The organism is Streptantibioticus cattleyicolor NRRL 8057 = DSM 46488, assembly GCF_000240165.1.
GTDB classification, from domain to species: Bacteria; Actinomycetota; Actinomycetes; order Streptomycetales; family Streptomycetaceae; genus Streptantibioticus; species Streptantibioticus cattleyicolor.
This window is the reverse complement of sequence record NC_017586.1, coordinates 5,484,317-5,498,912: the sequence shown is the minus strand read 5'-3', so window position 1 is coordinate 5,498,912 and position 14,596 is coordinate 5,484,317. Positions and strand designations below refer to the sequence as shown.

The 14,596-nt window shown below is 73.9% G+C and carries 13 protein-coding genes, 1 pseudogene and 1 riboswitch; of the genes and pseudogenes, 9 read left to right on the top strand and 5 right to left on the bottom strand.

The features are described from left to right. The first annotated feature begins 190 nt into the window (after positions 1-190). Entirely contained in the window at positions 191-940 is a 750-nt protein-coding gene (locus SCATT_RS24085; RefSeq protein WP_014145798.1) for a polysaccharide deacetylase family protein, read from the top strand. A gap of 98 nt (positions 941-1,038) precedes the next feature. On the opposite strand, the gene SCATT_RS38685 is transcribed toward SCATT_RS24085, so the two are convergent. Continuing rightward, positions 1,039-1,401 (bottom strand): hypothetical protein, encoded by a 363-nt coding sequence (locus tag SCATT_RS38685; RefSeq protein WP_014628610.1) that lies wholly within the window; start codon positions 1,399-1,401, stop codon positions 1,039-1,041. Between the two features lie 165 nt (positions 1,402-1,566). Continuing rightward, positions 1,567-1,789: riboswitch (cobalamin riboswitch) on the top strand. A 31-nt stretch (positions 1,790-1,820) separates the two neighbouring features. On the opposite strand from SCATT_RS38685, the gene nicT reads away from it, so the two are divergent. The 4 genes from nicT to SCATT_RS24060 all read left to right on the top strand — a co-directional run bounded on the left by nicT (position 1,821) and on the right by SCATT_RS24060 (position 5,566). After that, positions 1,821-2,936: a Nickel transporter NicT gene (nicT, locus tag SCATT_RS24075; RefSeq protein WP_014145795.1), complete on the top strand. Its 1,116-nt coding sequence runs from the start codon at positions 1,821-1,823 to the stop codon at positions 2,934-2,936. A gap of 74 nt (positions 2,937-3,010) precedes the next feature. Then, complete coding sequence (locus SCATT_RS24070) at positions 3,011-3,778, top strand: SDR family NAD(P)-dependent oxidoreductase (protein ID WP_041825205.1); 768 nt, start codon at positions 3,011-3,013, stop codon at positions 3,776-3,778. Positions 3,779-3,810: 32 nt separating this feature from the next. Continuing rightward, positions 3,811-4,845, top strand: a complete 1,035-nt coding sequence (locus tag SCATT_RS24065) for an enoyl-CoA hydratase/isomerase family protein (RefSeq protein WP_014145793.1) — start codon at positions 3,811-3,813, stop codon at positions 4,843-4,845. Between the two features lie 229 nt (positions 4,846-5,074). Beyond that, positions 5,075-5,566 (top strand): hypothetical protein, encoded by a 492-nt coding sequence (locus tag SCATT_RS24060; protein WP_014145791.1) that lies wholly within the window; start codon positions 5,075-5,077, stop codon positions 5,564-5,566. A gap of 744 nt (positions 5,567-6,310) precedes the next feature. Here SCATT_RS24060 and SCATT_RS24055 read toward each other — a convergent pair. Continuing rightward, the gene (locus SCATT_RS24055) at positions 6,311-7,240 is read right to left on the bottom strand and encodes a LysR family transcriptional regulator (RefSeq protein WP_014145790.1); all 930 of its coding nucleotides are present in this window, start codon (positions 7,238-7,240) and stop codon (positions 6,311-6,313) included. Positions 7,241-7,324: 84 nt separating this feature from the next. Between SCATT_RS24055 and SCATT_RS24050 the strand changes: the two genes are divergently transcribed. From SCATT_RS24050 to SCATT_RS24040, 3 genes are read left to right on the top strand one after another with little or no spacing between them, the layout of a single operon-like run. Continuing rightward, positions 7,325-8,077, top strand: a complete 753-nt coding sequence (locus SCATT_RS24050) for a succinate dehydrogenase cytochrome b subunit (RefSeq protein ID WP_014145789.1) — start codon at positions 7,325-7,327, stop codon at positions 8,075-8,077. Between the two features lies 1 nt (position 8,078). Next, on the top strand, positions 8,079-10,025 hold the full coding sequence (locus SCATT_RS24045) for a fumarate reductase/succinate dehydrogenase flavoprotein subunit (RefSeq protein WP_014145788.1): 1,947 nt from the start codon (positions 8,079-8,081) through the stop codon (positions 10,023-10,025). Next, positions 10,022-10,768, top strand: a complete 747-nt coding sequence (locus SCATT_RS24040) for a succinate dehydrogenase/fumarate reductase iron-sulfur subunit (protein ID WP_014145787.1) — start codon at positions 10,022-10,024, stop codon at positions 10,766-10,768. Before SCATT_RS24045 ends, SCATT_RS24040 begins: the two co-directional genes overlap by 4 nt. Before the next feature lie 22 nt (positions 10,769-10,790). Here the strand turns inward: SCATT_RS24040 and SCATT_RS24035 are convergent, their stop codons facing one another. Then, positions 10,791-12,023, bottom strand: coding sequence for an ROK family transcriptional regulator (locus tag SCATT_RS24035; RefSeq protein ID WP_014145786.1), 1,233 nt, complete (start codon positions 12,021-12,023; stop codon positions 10,791-10,793). Between the two features lie 179 nt (positions 12,024-12,202). Here SCATT_RS24035 and SCATT_RS38130 point away from each other — a divergent pair. Continuing rightward, a pseudogene (locus SCATT_RS38130) lies at positions 12,203-12,439 on the top strand (amino acid permease); the annotation flags it as partial. 62 nt (positions 12,440-12,501) lie between these two features. On the opposite strand, the gene SCATT_RS24025 reads toward SCATT_RS38130, so the two are convergent. Both SCATT_RS24025 and SCATT_RS24020 read right to left on the bottom strand, forming a co-directional pair. Further along, complete coding sequence (locus SCATT_RS24025) at positions 12,502-13,515, bottom strand: MsnO8 family LLM class oxidoreductase (RefSeq protein WP_014145784.1); 1,014 nt, start codon at positions 13,513-13,515, stop codon at positions 12,502-12,504. 50 nt (positions 13,516-13,565) lie between these two features. Beyond that, positions 13,566-14,519 carry a trypsin-like serine peptidase gene (locus tag SCATT_RS24020; RefSeq protein WP_014145783.1) on the bottom strand — a complete coding sequence of 318 codons (954 nt, stop codon included), beginning with the start codon at positions 14,517-14,519 and terminating at the stop codon, positions 13,566-13,568. Positions 14,520-14,596 lie beyond the last annotated feature (77 nt).

The window sequence follows — 14,596 nt, the reverse complement described above, 5'->3', positions numbered from 1 at the left end:
AACACGCCCGGACGCTACCGTGTGACGCAGCCATGACAGCAAGGCTTTTACGAGCCGTTGAACGGCGCGGGACCGCGGGGACGGCGGCGATCGGGTGAATGCCCGCGCCACGCCGGGGCACCCGGGGGCGGCGCGGGCAAGGATCGGGCAGCCGGATTTCCCTAGGACGACCGACCGGGGGTGCGGGCCGATGAGCGTGGACCGCCGCAGCGTGCTGCGGGCCGCGATGGGCGGGGTCGCCGCCGGGGCGGTGGTCGGCGGCTGCGCGCCGGGGACCCCGCGTCCGGCCCGGCCGGCCGCTCCGTCCGCCACCCCCTCGCCCGCCGCGCTGCCGGCCACCCTGCCCGACCAGATCGAGCACGGCCCCCGGGACCGGCCGCTGGTCGCCCTCACCTTCCACGGCCAGGGCGACCCCGCGCTCGCCACCGCGCTGCTCACCGCGGCCGAACACGCCGGGGCGCACGTCACCGTCCTGGCGGTCGGCAGCTGGCTGGACGCCTACCCGCGCATCGCCCGCCGGATCCTGGACGGCGGCCACGAACTGGGCAACCACACCCAGAACCACGGTCCGGTGTGCACCATGGCCGCCGACGCCGCGGCGGCCGAGATCAACCGCTGCGCCGACCGGCTGCGCCGGCTCACCGGAAGCCCCGGGCGCTGGTTCCGCCCCTCACAGGCCCGGTACGCCACCCCGCTGGTGATCTCGCTGGCCCGCAAGGCGGGCTACCCCCACGTGCTCTCCTACGACGTCGACTCCCTCGACTGGACCGACCCGGGGCCGCAGGCGGTCACCTCCACCGTGCTGGGCCAGGTGCGCCCCGGCTCGGTGGTCAGCCTCCACCTCGGCCACGAGGGCACGGTACGGGCGCTGCCGGGGCTGCTGGCCGGGCTCGGGCGGCGCGGGCTGCGCGCGGTGACCGCCACCGGGCTGCTGACCTGAACCGCGCCGCCCGGCGGCGGTGACGACAACGCCACCGCGCGGCGCCCCGGGAGGGGTTGGAGCGCCGCGCGGTGGCCGTTCACCGGGGGCCGGGCGGGTCAGCTGTGCCGCATGCCGCGCTCGCCGCCGAGGCCCCGCTCCATGCGGTCGCGGCCCTCACGGCCGTGCTCACGGCCTTCACGACCGTGCTCGCGCCCCTCGCGGCCGTGCTCGCGCCCGCCCTCGTGGAACCAGCCGGAGTGGTGGGACAGACGGTGGTGGCCGTGGTGGTAGTGGTGGTGGTGCCGGTGGCCGTGGTGCCGGTGGTGGCCGTGCTCATGGCCCTTGACCTGGTGGCCGGGGAGCGGACGGGGGCTGTCCGCGCCGGCCGCGACGGAGGTGCCCGCCGCCAGCAGCAGCGCGGCGGCGCCGCCGGCCAGCACCATGGCCGCCCGGACGGATGAGAGCTTGAGGGACTTCATGCGACTGCCTCCAAGGGACGAGTCGTGATTGGGGCCCTGTACAACGAGCCTGGGCAGTCGAGGGATACCGTAAAGATGGGGGTTTTACCGGTATCTGAGACATAGTCGGCCGTCCGGGGCAACGGACGGGTACCGGCGGCCCCGTGCCGCCGGCCCCCCGGACCGGTACAGTGAGCGGGCCGTGGTGTTCGGGAATACCGGTGACAGGCCCTCGTCAGGGGGTCCCAGACCGGAGCGGCCCTCGCCACTGTGATCGGGGAGTTCCCGTCCCGTTCCGCGCGCCGGCCACGGCGCGGGGAACCACTGGCCGTTCGCGCGGCCGGGAAGGCAGGGCCGGGCGCGAGCACCACCCGTCAGCCAGGAGACCGGCCACGGCATCTCACGAAGACGTCCACGAGGTGCTGGAGCGTGATCCTCGAATGACCCTGCCTGCCGCAGATCCCACCGCCACCCCCGCGATATCCGCCGTCCCCCCCGCCCTGCGCTGGCAGCGCCGGGACACCCTGCGCACCGCGGGGCTGCTCGCCGTCATCACCGCGCTGCACCTGGCCGCCTTCGGGGTGCTCTTCCTCCTGGTGGTGCCGCGTCACTACACCGTCGGCTCCCAGGTGTTCGGCGTCGGCCTGGGGGTGACCGCGTACACCCTGGGCATGCGGCACGCCTTCGACGCCGATCACATCGCGGCCATCGACAACACCACCCGCAAGCTCATGGCCGACGGCAAACGCCCGCTGTCGGTGGGGTTCTGGTTCGCCCTCGGCCACTCCAGCATGGTGATCCTGCTCGCCGCGCTCATCGCGGGCGGCGCACAGCTGGCCGGCACACTGATGAGCGACGACTCGCGCACCCACCGCGCCCTCGGGCTGATCGGCACCTGCGTCTCCGGCGGCTTCCTCTACGTCATCGCCGCGCTCAACCTGGTGGCGCTCGCCGGCATCGTCCGGGTCTTCAAGGCGATGCGCGCCGGACGGTTCGACGAGTCGGAGCTGGAGGCCCACCTCGACTCGCGCGGCTTCCTCAACCGCATCCTGGGCCGCCTCACCCGCTCCATCACCCGCTCCGGGCAGATGTTCCCGGTGGGCCTGCTGTTCGGCCTCGGGTTCGACACCGCCACCGAGGTCACGCTGATGGTGATGGCGGGCAGCGGCGCGGCGGCCGGCCTGCCCTGGTACGCCATCGTCTGCCTGCCGCTGCTCTTCGCCGCCGGGATGAGCCTGTTCGACACCCTCGACGGCACCTTCATGAACGTCGCCTACCACTGGGCGTTCAGCAACCCGGTGCGCAAGGTCTATTACAACCTCACCATCACCGGGCTCTCCATCGCCGTCGCCTTCCTGATCGGAACGGTCGAACTGGTCGGCGTCCTCCGCGACAAGCTGGGCCTCGCCGACCCGGTCACCGGCTGGATCTCCGGACTCGACCTGGGCAACGCCGGCTTCCTGATCGCCGGGCTGTTCGTGGTGGTCTGGGCCTGCGCGCTGGCCTACTGGAAGCTGGCCCGGGTCGAACACCGCTGGTCCCGGCCGTCCGTCTGACCGGGCGCGCGCCCCGGTTCGGTACGGTGATCACCGGCGGGCCGCCGGAGTCCGCCGGAGCGCCGGAGGTGGAGATGACACGGGTCGTGGTGGTCAGCGGCGGCGGCAGCGGGATCGGTTCGGCGGTCGCCGGGGAGTTCGCGGCCGAGGAGGCGCACCTGGTGCTCACCGGCCGCCGCGAGCAGGTGCTGCGCGAGACGGCCGGCCGGCTGACCGCCGCCCACCCCGGGCTGCCCGAACCGCTGACCGTCGCCGCCGACCTGTCCTCGGCCGGCGGGGCGCGCCGGGTCGCCGACGAGGTGGCCGCGCGCTTCGACCGGGTGGACGTGGTCGTCGCCAACGCCGGCGGCAACCCGGCGGCGCACGGCGGCGAGGCGATCCCGGAGGGGCTGGAGCGCACCGCGTGGGCCTGGTCGGAGAACTTCCGGGTCAACACCCTGACCGCGGTGCTGCTCACCGAGGCGCTCAAGGACCGGCTGGCCTCCCCCGGCGGCCGGGTGGTCCTGATCAGCTCCATCGCCGCCCTGCGCGGCTCCGGCACCGGCTCGTACGCCGCGTCCAAGGCGGCGCTCCACCCCTACGCCTTCGACCTCGCCCGCGAACTCGGGCCGCGCGGGATCACCGTCAACGTGGTCGCCCCCGGCTACATCCGGGACACCGAGTTCTTCTCCGGCGGCCTGGCGGCCGAACGGGAACGGGCCCTGATCGAGCAGACCAGCACCGGCCGCGCGGGCACCCCGGCGGACGTCGCCGACGCCGTGCGCTGGCTCGCCGCCCCCGGCGCGGGCCAGGTCACGGCACAGATCATCCAGGTCAACGGCGGTGCGGAACGCGGCCGTTGACCCCTGAACGGCACTACCAGGACAGGAACGGCATGGCACCCCACCCGCACCACCCCCCGGTACGCGCCGTCGCCGACGGCGGCGTCGGCCGGCTGCTGCTGGACCGCCCGGCCGCGCTCAACGCGCTCGACCTGGAGATGGTCCGGCTGCTGACCGCCGCGCTGGACCGCTGGCGCGACGACGACTCGGTCCACGCGGTGGTGATCGCCAGCACCTCCCCCAAGGCGTTCTGCGCCGGCGGCGACATAAGGGCGGTACGCGAGGCGGCGCTGCGCGGCGACCTGGCGGCGGTACGCGCGTACTTCGCCGCCGAGTACGCCCTGGACGCGGCGATCGCCGGCTACCCCAAGCCGTACCTCGCGCTCATCGACGGCTTCGCGCTCGGCGGCGGCCTGGGGATCTCGGTGCACGGCACGCTGCGGGTGGTCACCGAACGGGCCGGGCTGGCCATGCCGGAGACCGCGATCGGCTTCTTCCCCGACATCGGCGCCGGTTACTTCCTGCCCCGGCTGCCCGGTTCGGTGGGGATGTACCTGGGGCTGACCGGCACCCGGATCTCCGGCGCCGCGGCGGTGGAGTGCGGGCTGGCCACGCACTACCTGCCGTCGAGCGAACTTCCCGCGCTGGAGGCGGCGTTGCGGGACGGCGGCGGGACGCGCACCGCGGAACTGGTGGCCGGCTTCGCCACCGCCCCGCCCGCCTCCGAACTGCGCGGCCACTACCCGGCCATCGACCGCTGCTTCTCGGCGCCCACGCTGGACGAGGTCTTCGACCGGCTCACCGCCGAACGGGACGACTGGGCCCGCGAGACACTGACGGTACTCGGCCGGATGTCGCCGGCGAGCCTCTTCCTCACCTTCGAACTGCTGCGCCGCGGCGCCGGATCCTCACTGGAGGAATGCCTCGCCCGCGAACTGCGGCTCGCCTGCCGGGTGGCGGCCGGCCACGACTTCGCCGAGGGCGTACGGGCCGCCCTCGTCGACAAGGACCGCGCCCCGGTGTGGTCCCCGGCGTCACTGGGCGAGACGGACCGGGCCGAACTGCGCTCATGGCTCGACGAGCGCTGAGCGCCGGCTCCGCCTCACCCGGACGGCGCACCGGGGACGATCCCACCCGTTCGGCGGTGCGCATACGGTGACGTGCCGTTTTCCCTGCGTGACGGGGCCCGTGCGGGGGCGGCTCCGACCCCGTCGGGCGTTTCCGCCTGGCGAGCGGGGACCGGCCGGGTTTTGATCCCCCCAAGGCCGGTTTCGTCGATCGCGGTCACCGTGTCCGCGTCCGGCACAGGAGAGTCCCATGCACGCTGGTCGTACCGCCGCCGTCGCACTGGCCGGGGCCGCCACGGTCTCGCTCGCCGCCCCGGCGGCCTGGGCGAGCGTGGCCCCGCAACCGGTCCAGCCCGGTCAGATCCTGCTGATCAACGACGACAGCCGGTGCGACGACATGACGAAGGGCGCCAAGGCGACCTCGCCGCTCTTCGGCACGGTGGTACTGGCCGCGGGGGTCGGCCACATGTCCGCCGACGTACGCGTCCCGGTCACCGCGAAGCCCGGCTCCTACCGGGTGACCATCCGCTGCGGTGACCACGGGACGACCACCACCAGCACCGTCCGGGTGCCCGGGGAGGGCACCCCGGTCCCGGTGATGGGGGCGAAGGCGGGGCTGGGCGGGAGTGTGATGGGGGGGTCGGGGATGAGTGAGGTGGCCGACGGAGCGGTTCTGCTCGCGCTGGCGGGCGGGGCCACCGTGCTCGTCCTCCGCCGTCGGCCGAAGGCCGACGGCGACTAGCTCCCAACCGGGGGTGCCCCCGGTCCCCCGTCTCGTCGTGGCGCGGCGCTCGCGCTGGCGGTCAGCCATTACCTCCCCGGGGCGCGCCCGTTCCCCTTTCGTCGTGGCGGACGTCACAGATGTTTTCCCCCGCCCACCCGTGGCTGTATTCGTCCAGCGCGGGATGCGCACTGTCTGCCTGGGTTCCCGGGGGCCCTCCGGGGTGACTCCTCGCTCCACGTATCCGCCACAGTTGCGCTCCGGCTACTGGGTCGCTGCGGGGACACCCCTGCACGCCCCCGTCCGGTCTCGTTCCGCGCTGCGGCACGGAGGGGGTGAGAAAAAGACCGGGGTGACCCCAACCTCCTCACTCACCCCCACCCGCGAAGAGAGGCACCCGCCAACCGGACAGGAGGGGGTGTGCCGGGGGTGTCCCCGCAGCGACCCAGTAGCCGGAGCCAAGCCTTGGCGGATACGGGGAGCGAGGAGTCACCCCCGGCGCGCCCCCGACCCCCAACGCACCCAAGGCGAACCCACCCGGTGCCGCACCAAACCAAAAACCCCACCAACCACCCACCGGACAGGGGCCGCCGGGGCAACCCCGGAACCCCGAACCGGGCGAACCGGCCACCACGGCAACGGCAAGCGCCAGTGCGGGGATTCGGGGGTACCCCCGCCACACCGGGCCTGCCGGAGGCGACCCCGCAACCCGAAACGGGCGAACCGGCCACCACGTCATGGCTGACCGCCAGCGCGAGCGAACCGTCAGGGGAGGACCGTGCTCGGGGGGAGGGTGCCGGCGGCGGAGGCGGTGGCGAGGTGGTCGCGGAGGACCCGGGTGAGTTCGCGGGCGGCCCGCGGGGGCTGCACGTCCTTGCGGTGCGCGACCGCGATCGTCCGTTGCAGGCCCGGACCCGCGAAGGGGGTCACCCGTAGGCCGGAGCGCGTGGCGACCATCCCGGGGAGGACGGCGATGCCGAGGCCGGCCCGGACGAAGCCGAGGACCGCGTCCATCTCGCCGCCCTCGACGGCGAAGGAGGGCTCGAAGCCGGCGGCGCGGCAGGCGCCGACGGTGAACTCGCGCAGGTCGTAGCCGCGGCGGAACATCACCAGCGGCTGGTCGCGCAGGTCGGCCACCCGGATCCGGGCGCGCCGGCCGCCCGGGGCGGGGGCGCCGGGTGTGGAGACCACGACGAGGTCCTCGCGCAGCAGTTCGGCGGTGGTGAGCGCGGGGGCCTGCGCGGCGAGCGGGGTGATGACCAGGGCGAGGTCGAGTTCGCCGGCGGCGAGCACCCGTACCAGGTCCTGCGAGCCGTCCTCGTGGATCACCAGGTCCACCCCGGGGTAGCGGTCGCGGAAGGCGCGCAGGACGTCGGGGACGAGGCTGGCGCACAGGCTGGGGGTGGCGCCGAGGCGGACCCGGCCGCGTCGCAGTTGGACGACCTCCTGCACCTCGCGGCGGGCGGTCTCGGTGTCGGCGAGGATCCGCCGGGCCAGCGGCAGGAGCGCCTCGCCGGCGTCGGTGAGGCCGATGTGGCCGCGGGCGCGGTGGAAGAGTTCGGCGCCCAGTTCCCGTTCGAGGGCGCGGATCTGCTGGGAGAGCGAGGGCTGGGCGACGTGCGCGCGGGCCGCGGCCCGGGTGAAGTGGCGGGTCTCGGCGACGGCGACGAAGTAGGCGAGCTGGTGGAGCTGCACACGAGTGATGATAGCTGTTGCCTATGGAAATGAGCGGAACCATGTCTTGGACCGATGTAGTGTTCGCTCCTTACCGTCGTGTCCATGGCACAGGCGACCCCTTCCACCGCGAAGCCCGCGAAGTCCGCGGCGACCGCACCGGCACCGCGGGCGGCCCGGCGCCCGTCCACCGTGGCGGTGCTGTGGCACTCCACCGTCGGCAAGAAGACGGTGATGGCCGTCACCGGCGTGCTGATGCTGCTGTTCCTGGTGGCGCACATGGCGGGCAACCTCAAGGTGTTCTTCGGCCCGGACGACTTCAACGGGTACGCGCACTGGCTGCGGACCATCGGCGAACCGGTGCTGCACTACGCGTGGTTCCTGTGGATCATGCGGGTCGGGCTGGTGGCCTGCGTGGTGCTGCACGGAGTGGCCGCGGCGCAGCTCAGCCGGCGGGACCTGGCGGCCCGGCCCACCGGTTACGTCCATAGCCGGCCCCGGGCGAGCTACGCCACCCGCACCATGCGCTGGGGCGGGGTGATCCTGGCGCTCTTCATCGTCTGGCACCTGCTGGACATGACGACGCTGACGGTCAACCCGCTGGGCGAGCAGGGCCATCCGTACCAGAACGTGGTGGCCGACTTCCGCAACTGGTACGCCGACGTGATCTACATCGTGGCCATGCTCGCCGTCGGGCTGCACATCCGGCACGGTTTCTGGAGCGCCGCGCAGACCCTCGGGGTCAACGGCAGGCGCCGGGACCGGGCGTTGAAGGTGTGCGCCAACGTGCTGGCCCTCGTCCTGACCGCGGGGTTCATCGCGGTGCCCGTCTCGGTGATGACCAAAGTGGTGAGCTGACATGACCTCGTACACCGGCTACACGGTGGGCGAGCCGATCGCCGACACCAAGGCCCCGGACGGGCCGATCGAGGAGCGCTGGGACCGCCGGCGTTTCACCGCCAAGCTGGTCAACCCGGCCAACCGCCGCAAGTACACGGTGATCGTGGTCGGCACCGGCCTGGCCGGCGGCTCGGCCGGGGCGACCCTGGCCGAACAGGGCTACCACGTGGTGCAGTTCTGCTACCAGGACTCGCCGCGCCGGGCGCACTCCATCGCCGCGCAGGGCGGCATCAACGCGGCCAAGAACTACCGCAACGACGGCGACTCGGTGCACCGGCTCTTCTACGACACCGTCAAGGGCGGAGACTTCCGGGCGCGGGAGTCCAACGTGCGGCGGCTGGCGCAGATCTCGGTGGAGATCATCGACCAGTGCGTGGCGCAGGGCGTGCCGTTCGCCCGGGAGTACGGCGGTCTGCTCGACACCCGTTCGTTCGGCGGGGTGCAGGTGTCGCGGACCTTCTACGCGCGCGGCCAGACCGGGCAGCAGTTGCTGCTCGGCGCCTATCAGGCGCTGACCCGGCAGATGGCGGCGGGCAACGTGGAGATGCATCCGCGCACCGAGATGCTCGATCTGGTGGTGGTGGACGGGCGGGCCCGGGGCATCGTGGCGCGGGACCTGGTGACCGGCCGGATCGACACCTACTTCGCCGACGCGGTGGTGCTGGCGACCGGTGGCTACGGCAATGTCTTCCACCTGTCGACCAACGCGAAGAACTCCAACGCGACGGCCGTGTGGCGGGCGCACCGGCGTGGCGCGTACTTCGCCAACCCGTGCTTCACGCAGATCCATCCGACGTGCATCCCGCGCTCCGGCGACCACCAGTCGAAGCTGACGCTGATGAGCGAGTCGCTCCGCAACGACGGGCGGATCTGGGTGCCGAGGACCAAGGGCGACACCCGTCCGCCGGCCGCGATCCCGGAGGAGGAGCGCGACTACTACCTGGAGCGGATCTACCCCGCGTTCGGCAACCTGGTGCCGCGGGACATCGCCTCGCGGGCGGCGAAGAACGTCTGCGACGAGGGTCGCGGGGTGGGCCCGGGCGGGCAGGGCGTCTACCTGGACTTCGCGGACGCGATCGCGCGGATGGGCCGGGAGAAGGTCGCCGAGAAGTACGGCAACCTCTTCGAGATGTACCAGCGGATCACCGCGGAGGACCCGTACGAGGTGCCGATGCGGATCTATCCGGCGATCCACTACACGATGGGCGGGCTGTGGGTCGACTACGACCTGCAGACCACGGTGCCGGGGCTGTTCGCCATCGGGGAGGCCAACTTCTCCGACCACGGCGCCAACCGGCTCGGGGCCTCCGCGCTGATGCAGGGGCTCGCCGACGGCTACTTCGTGCTGCCGTCCACCATCGGCGACTACCTGGCCCGTCATCCGCACGACACCGTCGACCCGGCGCATCCGGCGGTCACCGAGGCCGTCTCGGGGGTGCGTGAGCGGCTGGCCCGGCTGCTCGCGGTGGACGGGGACCGCACGCCGGACTCGTTCCACCGGGAGCTGGGCGAGCTGCTGTGGGACGACTGCGGCATGGCGCGGGACGACGCGGGGCTGCGCAAGGCGCTGGAACGCATCCCGGAGCTGCGCGCGGAGTTCTGGCGCCGGGTGAAGGTCCCCGGCAGCGGTGACGACCTCAACCAGGCGCTGGAGAAGGCCAACCGGATCGCCGACTACTTCGAGCTGGCCGAGCTGATGTGTCTGGACGCCCTGCACCGCGAGGAGTCGTGCGGCGGCCACTTCCGTACCGAGAGCCAGACGCCCGAGGGCGAGGCGGCCCGGGACGACGAACGCTTCGGCTACGTGGCGGCCTGGGAGTTCACCGGGGCCGGCCACGCCCCCGTCCTGCACAAGGAAGACCTGGTCTTCGAGTACGTCCACCCCACCCAGCGGAGTTACGCATGAGGCTCACCCTGCGCATCTGGCGCCAGCGCGGTCCCGAGGAACCGGGCGCCATGACCCGGTACGAGGTCGACGGGATCTCGCCGGAGATGTCGTTCCTGGAGATGCTGGACACCCTCAACGAGGAGCTGATCTCGCGTGGCGAGGAGCCGGTGGCCTTCGACCACGACTGCCGGGAGGGGATCTGCGGCGCGTGCGGCATGGTGATCAACGGGCAGGCGCACGGCCCGGAACGCACCACCACCTGCCAGTTGCACATGCGGCACTTCTCCGACGGTGACGCCATCGACGTCGAGCCGTGGCGGGCGGCGGCGTTCCCGGTGGTCAAGGATCTGGTGGTGGACCGTTCGGCGTTCGACCGGATCATCGGCTCCGGCGGTTACATCACGGCGCCGACCGGCAGCGCGCCGGAGGCCCATGCCACGCCGGTGCCCAAGCCGGTGGCGGACACCGCGTTCGAGCACGCGGAGTGCATCGGGTGCGGCGCGTGCGTGGCGGCGTGTCCCAACGGTTCGGCGATGCTGTTCACCTCGGCGAAGGTGGTGCATCTGAACGTGCTGCCGCAGGGGGCGCCGGAGCGCGAGTCGCGGGTGCTGGACATGGTGGGGCAGATGGACGCGGAGGGGTTCGGCGGCTGCACCAACACCGGTGAGTGCGCGGTGGCCTGTCCGAAGGGGATCCCGTTGCCGTCGATCGCGGCGATGAACCGGGAGTTCCTGCGGGCGGCGCGCAAGGCACCGCGCTGACTCGGTCCTGGGGGGAGCCGGTTCAGCCGCCGCGGGTGTCGAAGACGTGCTCGCGGGCCGCCTTCGCCGCGGTGGCGACCGCGCCCAGCAGGACGGCGTCCGAGCCGAGCGCGGAGGCGGCCACCTTGGGGCGCAGCGGGGTGAGGTCGCGCAGCGCGGCGCGTACCGGGGCGAGCAGCAGATCGGTGTTGCGGCCGATGCCGCCGCCGAGTACGACGAGTTCGGGGTCGATGACGGCGGCGAGGGCGGCGACGGCGTGGGCGAGCCGGGCGGCGACGCGCGCGGTGACGGCGCAGGCCACCGGGTCGCCGGAGCGGGCGGCGGCGAAGACGTCCTTGGCGGTGGCGGCGTGGGCCAGGCCCATGGTGCGGGCCAGGCGGACCACGGCGTCGGCGGCGACCGATTCCTCCAGGGTGCCGCGGCGCGGCGTGGGTTCGGCCGGCGGCCGGTCGCCGGCGGGCAGCGGGGACATCGGCAGGTAGCCGATCTCGCCGGCCGCGCCGTGGCCGCCGGGGAAGATCCGGCCGTCGGCGACGATGCCGGCGCCCAGTCCGGTGCCGACCCACAGGTAGGCGAAGAGGCGGGTGCCCCGTCCGGCGCCGAGGGCGTATTCGCCCAGCGCGGCGAGGTTGGCGTCGTTGATGACGTCGAGTCCGGTGCCGAGTTCGGCGTGGAGGCGGTCGAACAGGCCACTGCGGCCCCAGCCGGGCAGGTTGCCGGCGTAGCGCACCCGGTGGGTGGCGGGGTCGGTGACGCCGGGGCTGCCGACGACGGTGTGGACCACGGTGTCCCACTCCAGGCCGGCCTCGCGGACCACCGAGCGGGCGAGCCCGGCGGCGGTGCGCACGATGGCGCCGGAGGTGCGGGCCTTGTTGGCGGTGTCCCGGCGTCCGACGACGGTGCCGTCCAGGTCGGCGACGGCGGCCCGGATCCAGTCGCGGCCGATGTCGACGCCGACGACGTATCCGGCGGTGGGGTCGGCCTGGTAGAGGACGGCGGCCCGGCCGCGCCCCTGGGCCTTGCTGACCTCGCCGGTGCGGCGGACCAGTCCGGCGCGTTCCAGCCCGGCCAGGGCGGCGGAGACGGTGGGCTTGGACAGGCCGGTGGTGCGGGCGAGTTGGGCGCGGGAGGTGGTGCCGGCGGCGCGCAGGGCGTCGAGGAGGACGCGTTCGTTGTGGCCGCGCAGCGCGGTGCGGTTCCAGGGCCTGCCGCCGGGGCCGTCGGGGGCGGTGGGGGGCCGTCCGGGGCCGTTCACGCCGTTCAGCGTCTCCTCCTGGCCGGTGCGGGGCGGTTGCGGGCCTTCAGGGTACGCGGGCCTGGTTGTCACCACCCTTGACCGCATTCTGTAAGGGAGTTGGACTTGACCTCCTCGTGCCGCCGCCCGGCGCGGGCGGGTTCGTCCGCCGGATCGGCCCGTTCATCACCGTTCCGGCGATGGTGGGCGCGTTCGGCGGGCCGCAGGCGGTGACCGGCTGGCTCGCCGGGGCGGTGCCGGCCCTCGCCGACGGTCTGGTCCGGGCCGAGCTGGGCGCGGCCATGCCGGGGGCGGGCGGCAGTTACGCGTATCTGCGGGAGGCGTTCCAGTACCGCACCGGGCGGCTGATGCCGTTCCCGTTCACCTGGACGGCGATGCTCTTCATCCCGCTGATCACGCCCACCGGGACGTGGGGGCGGCGCACCGGCACCTGGCCGTTCGGTCCGATGGAGGTCGCCGAGCGTTTCGCGTCCGACGGTCAGCCGGACAGCCCCGCGGCGGCGGCCAGCAGCCGGTAGGACTCCAGCAGTTCGCCGGTGTCGTAGGTGCTGGTGGTGAGGAGGAACTCGTCGGCGCCGGTGCGGGCGACGAGGCCGTTCAACGCGTCGAGGGCCTGGTCGGGGGTGCCGGCGATGTGGCCGGCCATGGCCTCCTCGAAGGCGGCGCGTTCGCGCGGGGTCATGGTGCGGGCCAGGATCTCGTCGGCGGGGGCCAGCGGCGGGAACTCGCCGTGGGTGCGGGTGTGGGCGGCGGCCCACGCCTCGGGTACCAGCAGCCGCCGGGCGGCCTCGGTGGTGGCGGCGACGGCCACCGTGCCGGAGACGATGACGTAGGGCGCGGCGAGCTGGTCGGAGGGGCGGAAAGCGGCGCGGTAGTCGTCGATGGCGGCGAGCATGCGTTCCTCGCCGCGGACCGAGCCGATCACCAGCGGCAGCCCGGCGGTGGCGGCGATCCGCGCGCCGGCCCCGGTGGCCAGGACGTAGGCGGGCACCGGCCGGCCCTCGGCGGGGCGGGCGTGGACGCCGGGGTAGGAGCGCTGGGTTCCGGTGAACCAGCCGAGCAGTTCGGCCAGTTGCTCCTCGAAGCGGTCGGCGTCGTCCTTGGCGCGGCCGAGCGCCCGGCGTACCCCGTCGGTGAACCCCACCGAGCGGCCCAGGCCCATGTCGATGCGGCCGGGGTGGAGGGCGGCGAGCACGCCGAACTGCTCGGCGACCACCATCGGCCGGTGGTTGGGGAGCATCACCCCGCCGGTGCCGACCCGGATGCGTTCCGTGGCCGCCGCGACGGCGGCGGCGAGCACGGTGGGCGCGGAGCCGGCCACCCCGGGGACGCCGTGGTGTTCGGAGACCCAGAAGCGGTGGTAGCCGAGGCGTTCGGCGTGCCGGGCGAGGGCGACGGTGTCCCGCAGCGCCCGCGCCGTGTCCTGCCCTTGCCGGGTCCGGGAACGGTCGAGGACGGACAGGGGCACGGTGGCGGGCGTCGCTGCGGTCACACCCGTTTCCAACACGCGTGGCGGCGGAGGGATTCCACCGGCCGGGGTGGTCAGCCGCGGGCGGTGCCGGTGGCCTCGGCGTAGAGGCGGAAGACGGCGCGCCCGTAGCGGGGCGAGTAGGAGATCACGTCGTCGGGTCCGCCGCCGTCGCGTCCGCCGATGTTGCCGATGAGTTCCCCGGTGCCGGTGCGCGGGTCGAAGGCGGTCAGCCAGGGGGCGCCGGAGGTGCCGCCGTAGAAGCCGCCGCAGAGGATGCGCATCTGCCGGGTGGTGCGCAGCCGGGTGCTGCGGGTGGTGCAGATGACCGGCCGGTCGCCGTGGTGGCGGGTGGCGGCCGGGTAGCCGATGACGGTGACCCGGTGGACGTAGCCGGACACCCGGGTGAGCCGGTTGGCGCCGGTGAGGTCCTCGACGTGGCGGCCCCGGGCGTCGGCGCGTACCCGCAGGAAGGCCACGTCGTAGTTGGTACCCGCGCCGGTGGTGCGGTAGTGGGCGGGACGCCAGCCGCGGGTGACCGCCCACACCCCGTACGGCTGGTGGCGGCCGTCCCGGTAGCGGTCGTACATCGGGACGAACGCCTGGTGGGTGCCGGTGCCGCAGTGGGCGGCGGTGACGATCAGGTCGTGGCGGGGGCTGTGCACGACGCTGGCGGTGCAGCGGTGGGCGCGCATCCCGGCGCCGAGGGAGAAGAGCACCCCGACCGTGGGGACCCCGGCGAAGGTGCGGGCCCGCAGCACCGTCGAGCGGCTGCCGTACGCGGGCGGGGCCGCCGTCTCGTCGGTGTCGCGGCGGGTGTCCGGCGGGGTGGCGTCGGCCATCCGTTCCTCGGTCCAGAAGCCGGCGGCGTCCTCGTCCGTCCAGATGCTGGTGCGCGGGTGGCGGGCGGTGTGGGCGGCGGCGGGCGGGGCGGCGGCGGTCAGCGCGGCGAGGACGGCGAGCGCCGAGCCCGCCAGGGCGCTGCGGCGGCGGTTGCGGGCGGCGTTGCGGCGACGGCGGTGGGGCACGGCTCACTCCTCGGGCAGCCAGGACCGGCTCGGGTCGGCTCCATCGTGGGACGCCCGCACCGGTACGGCATCCGGTG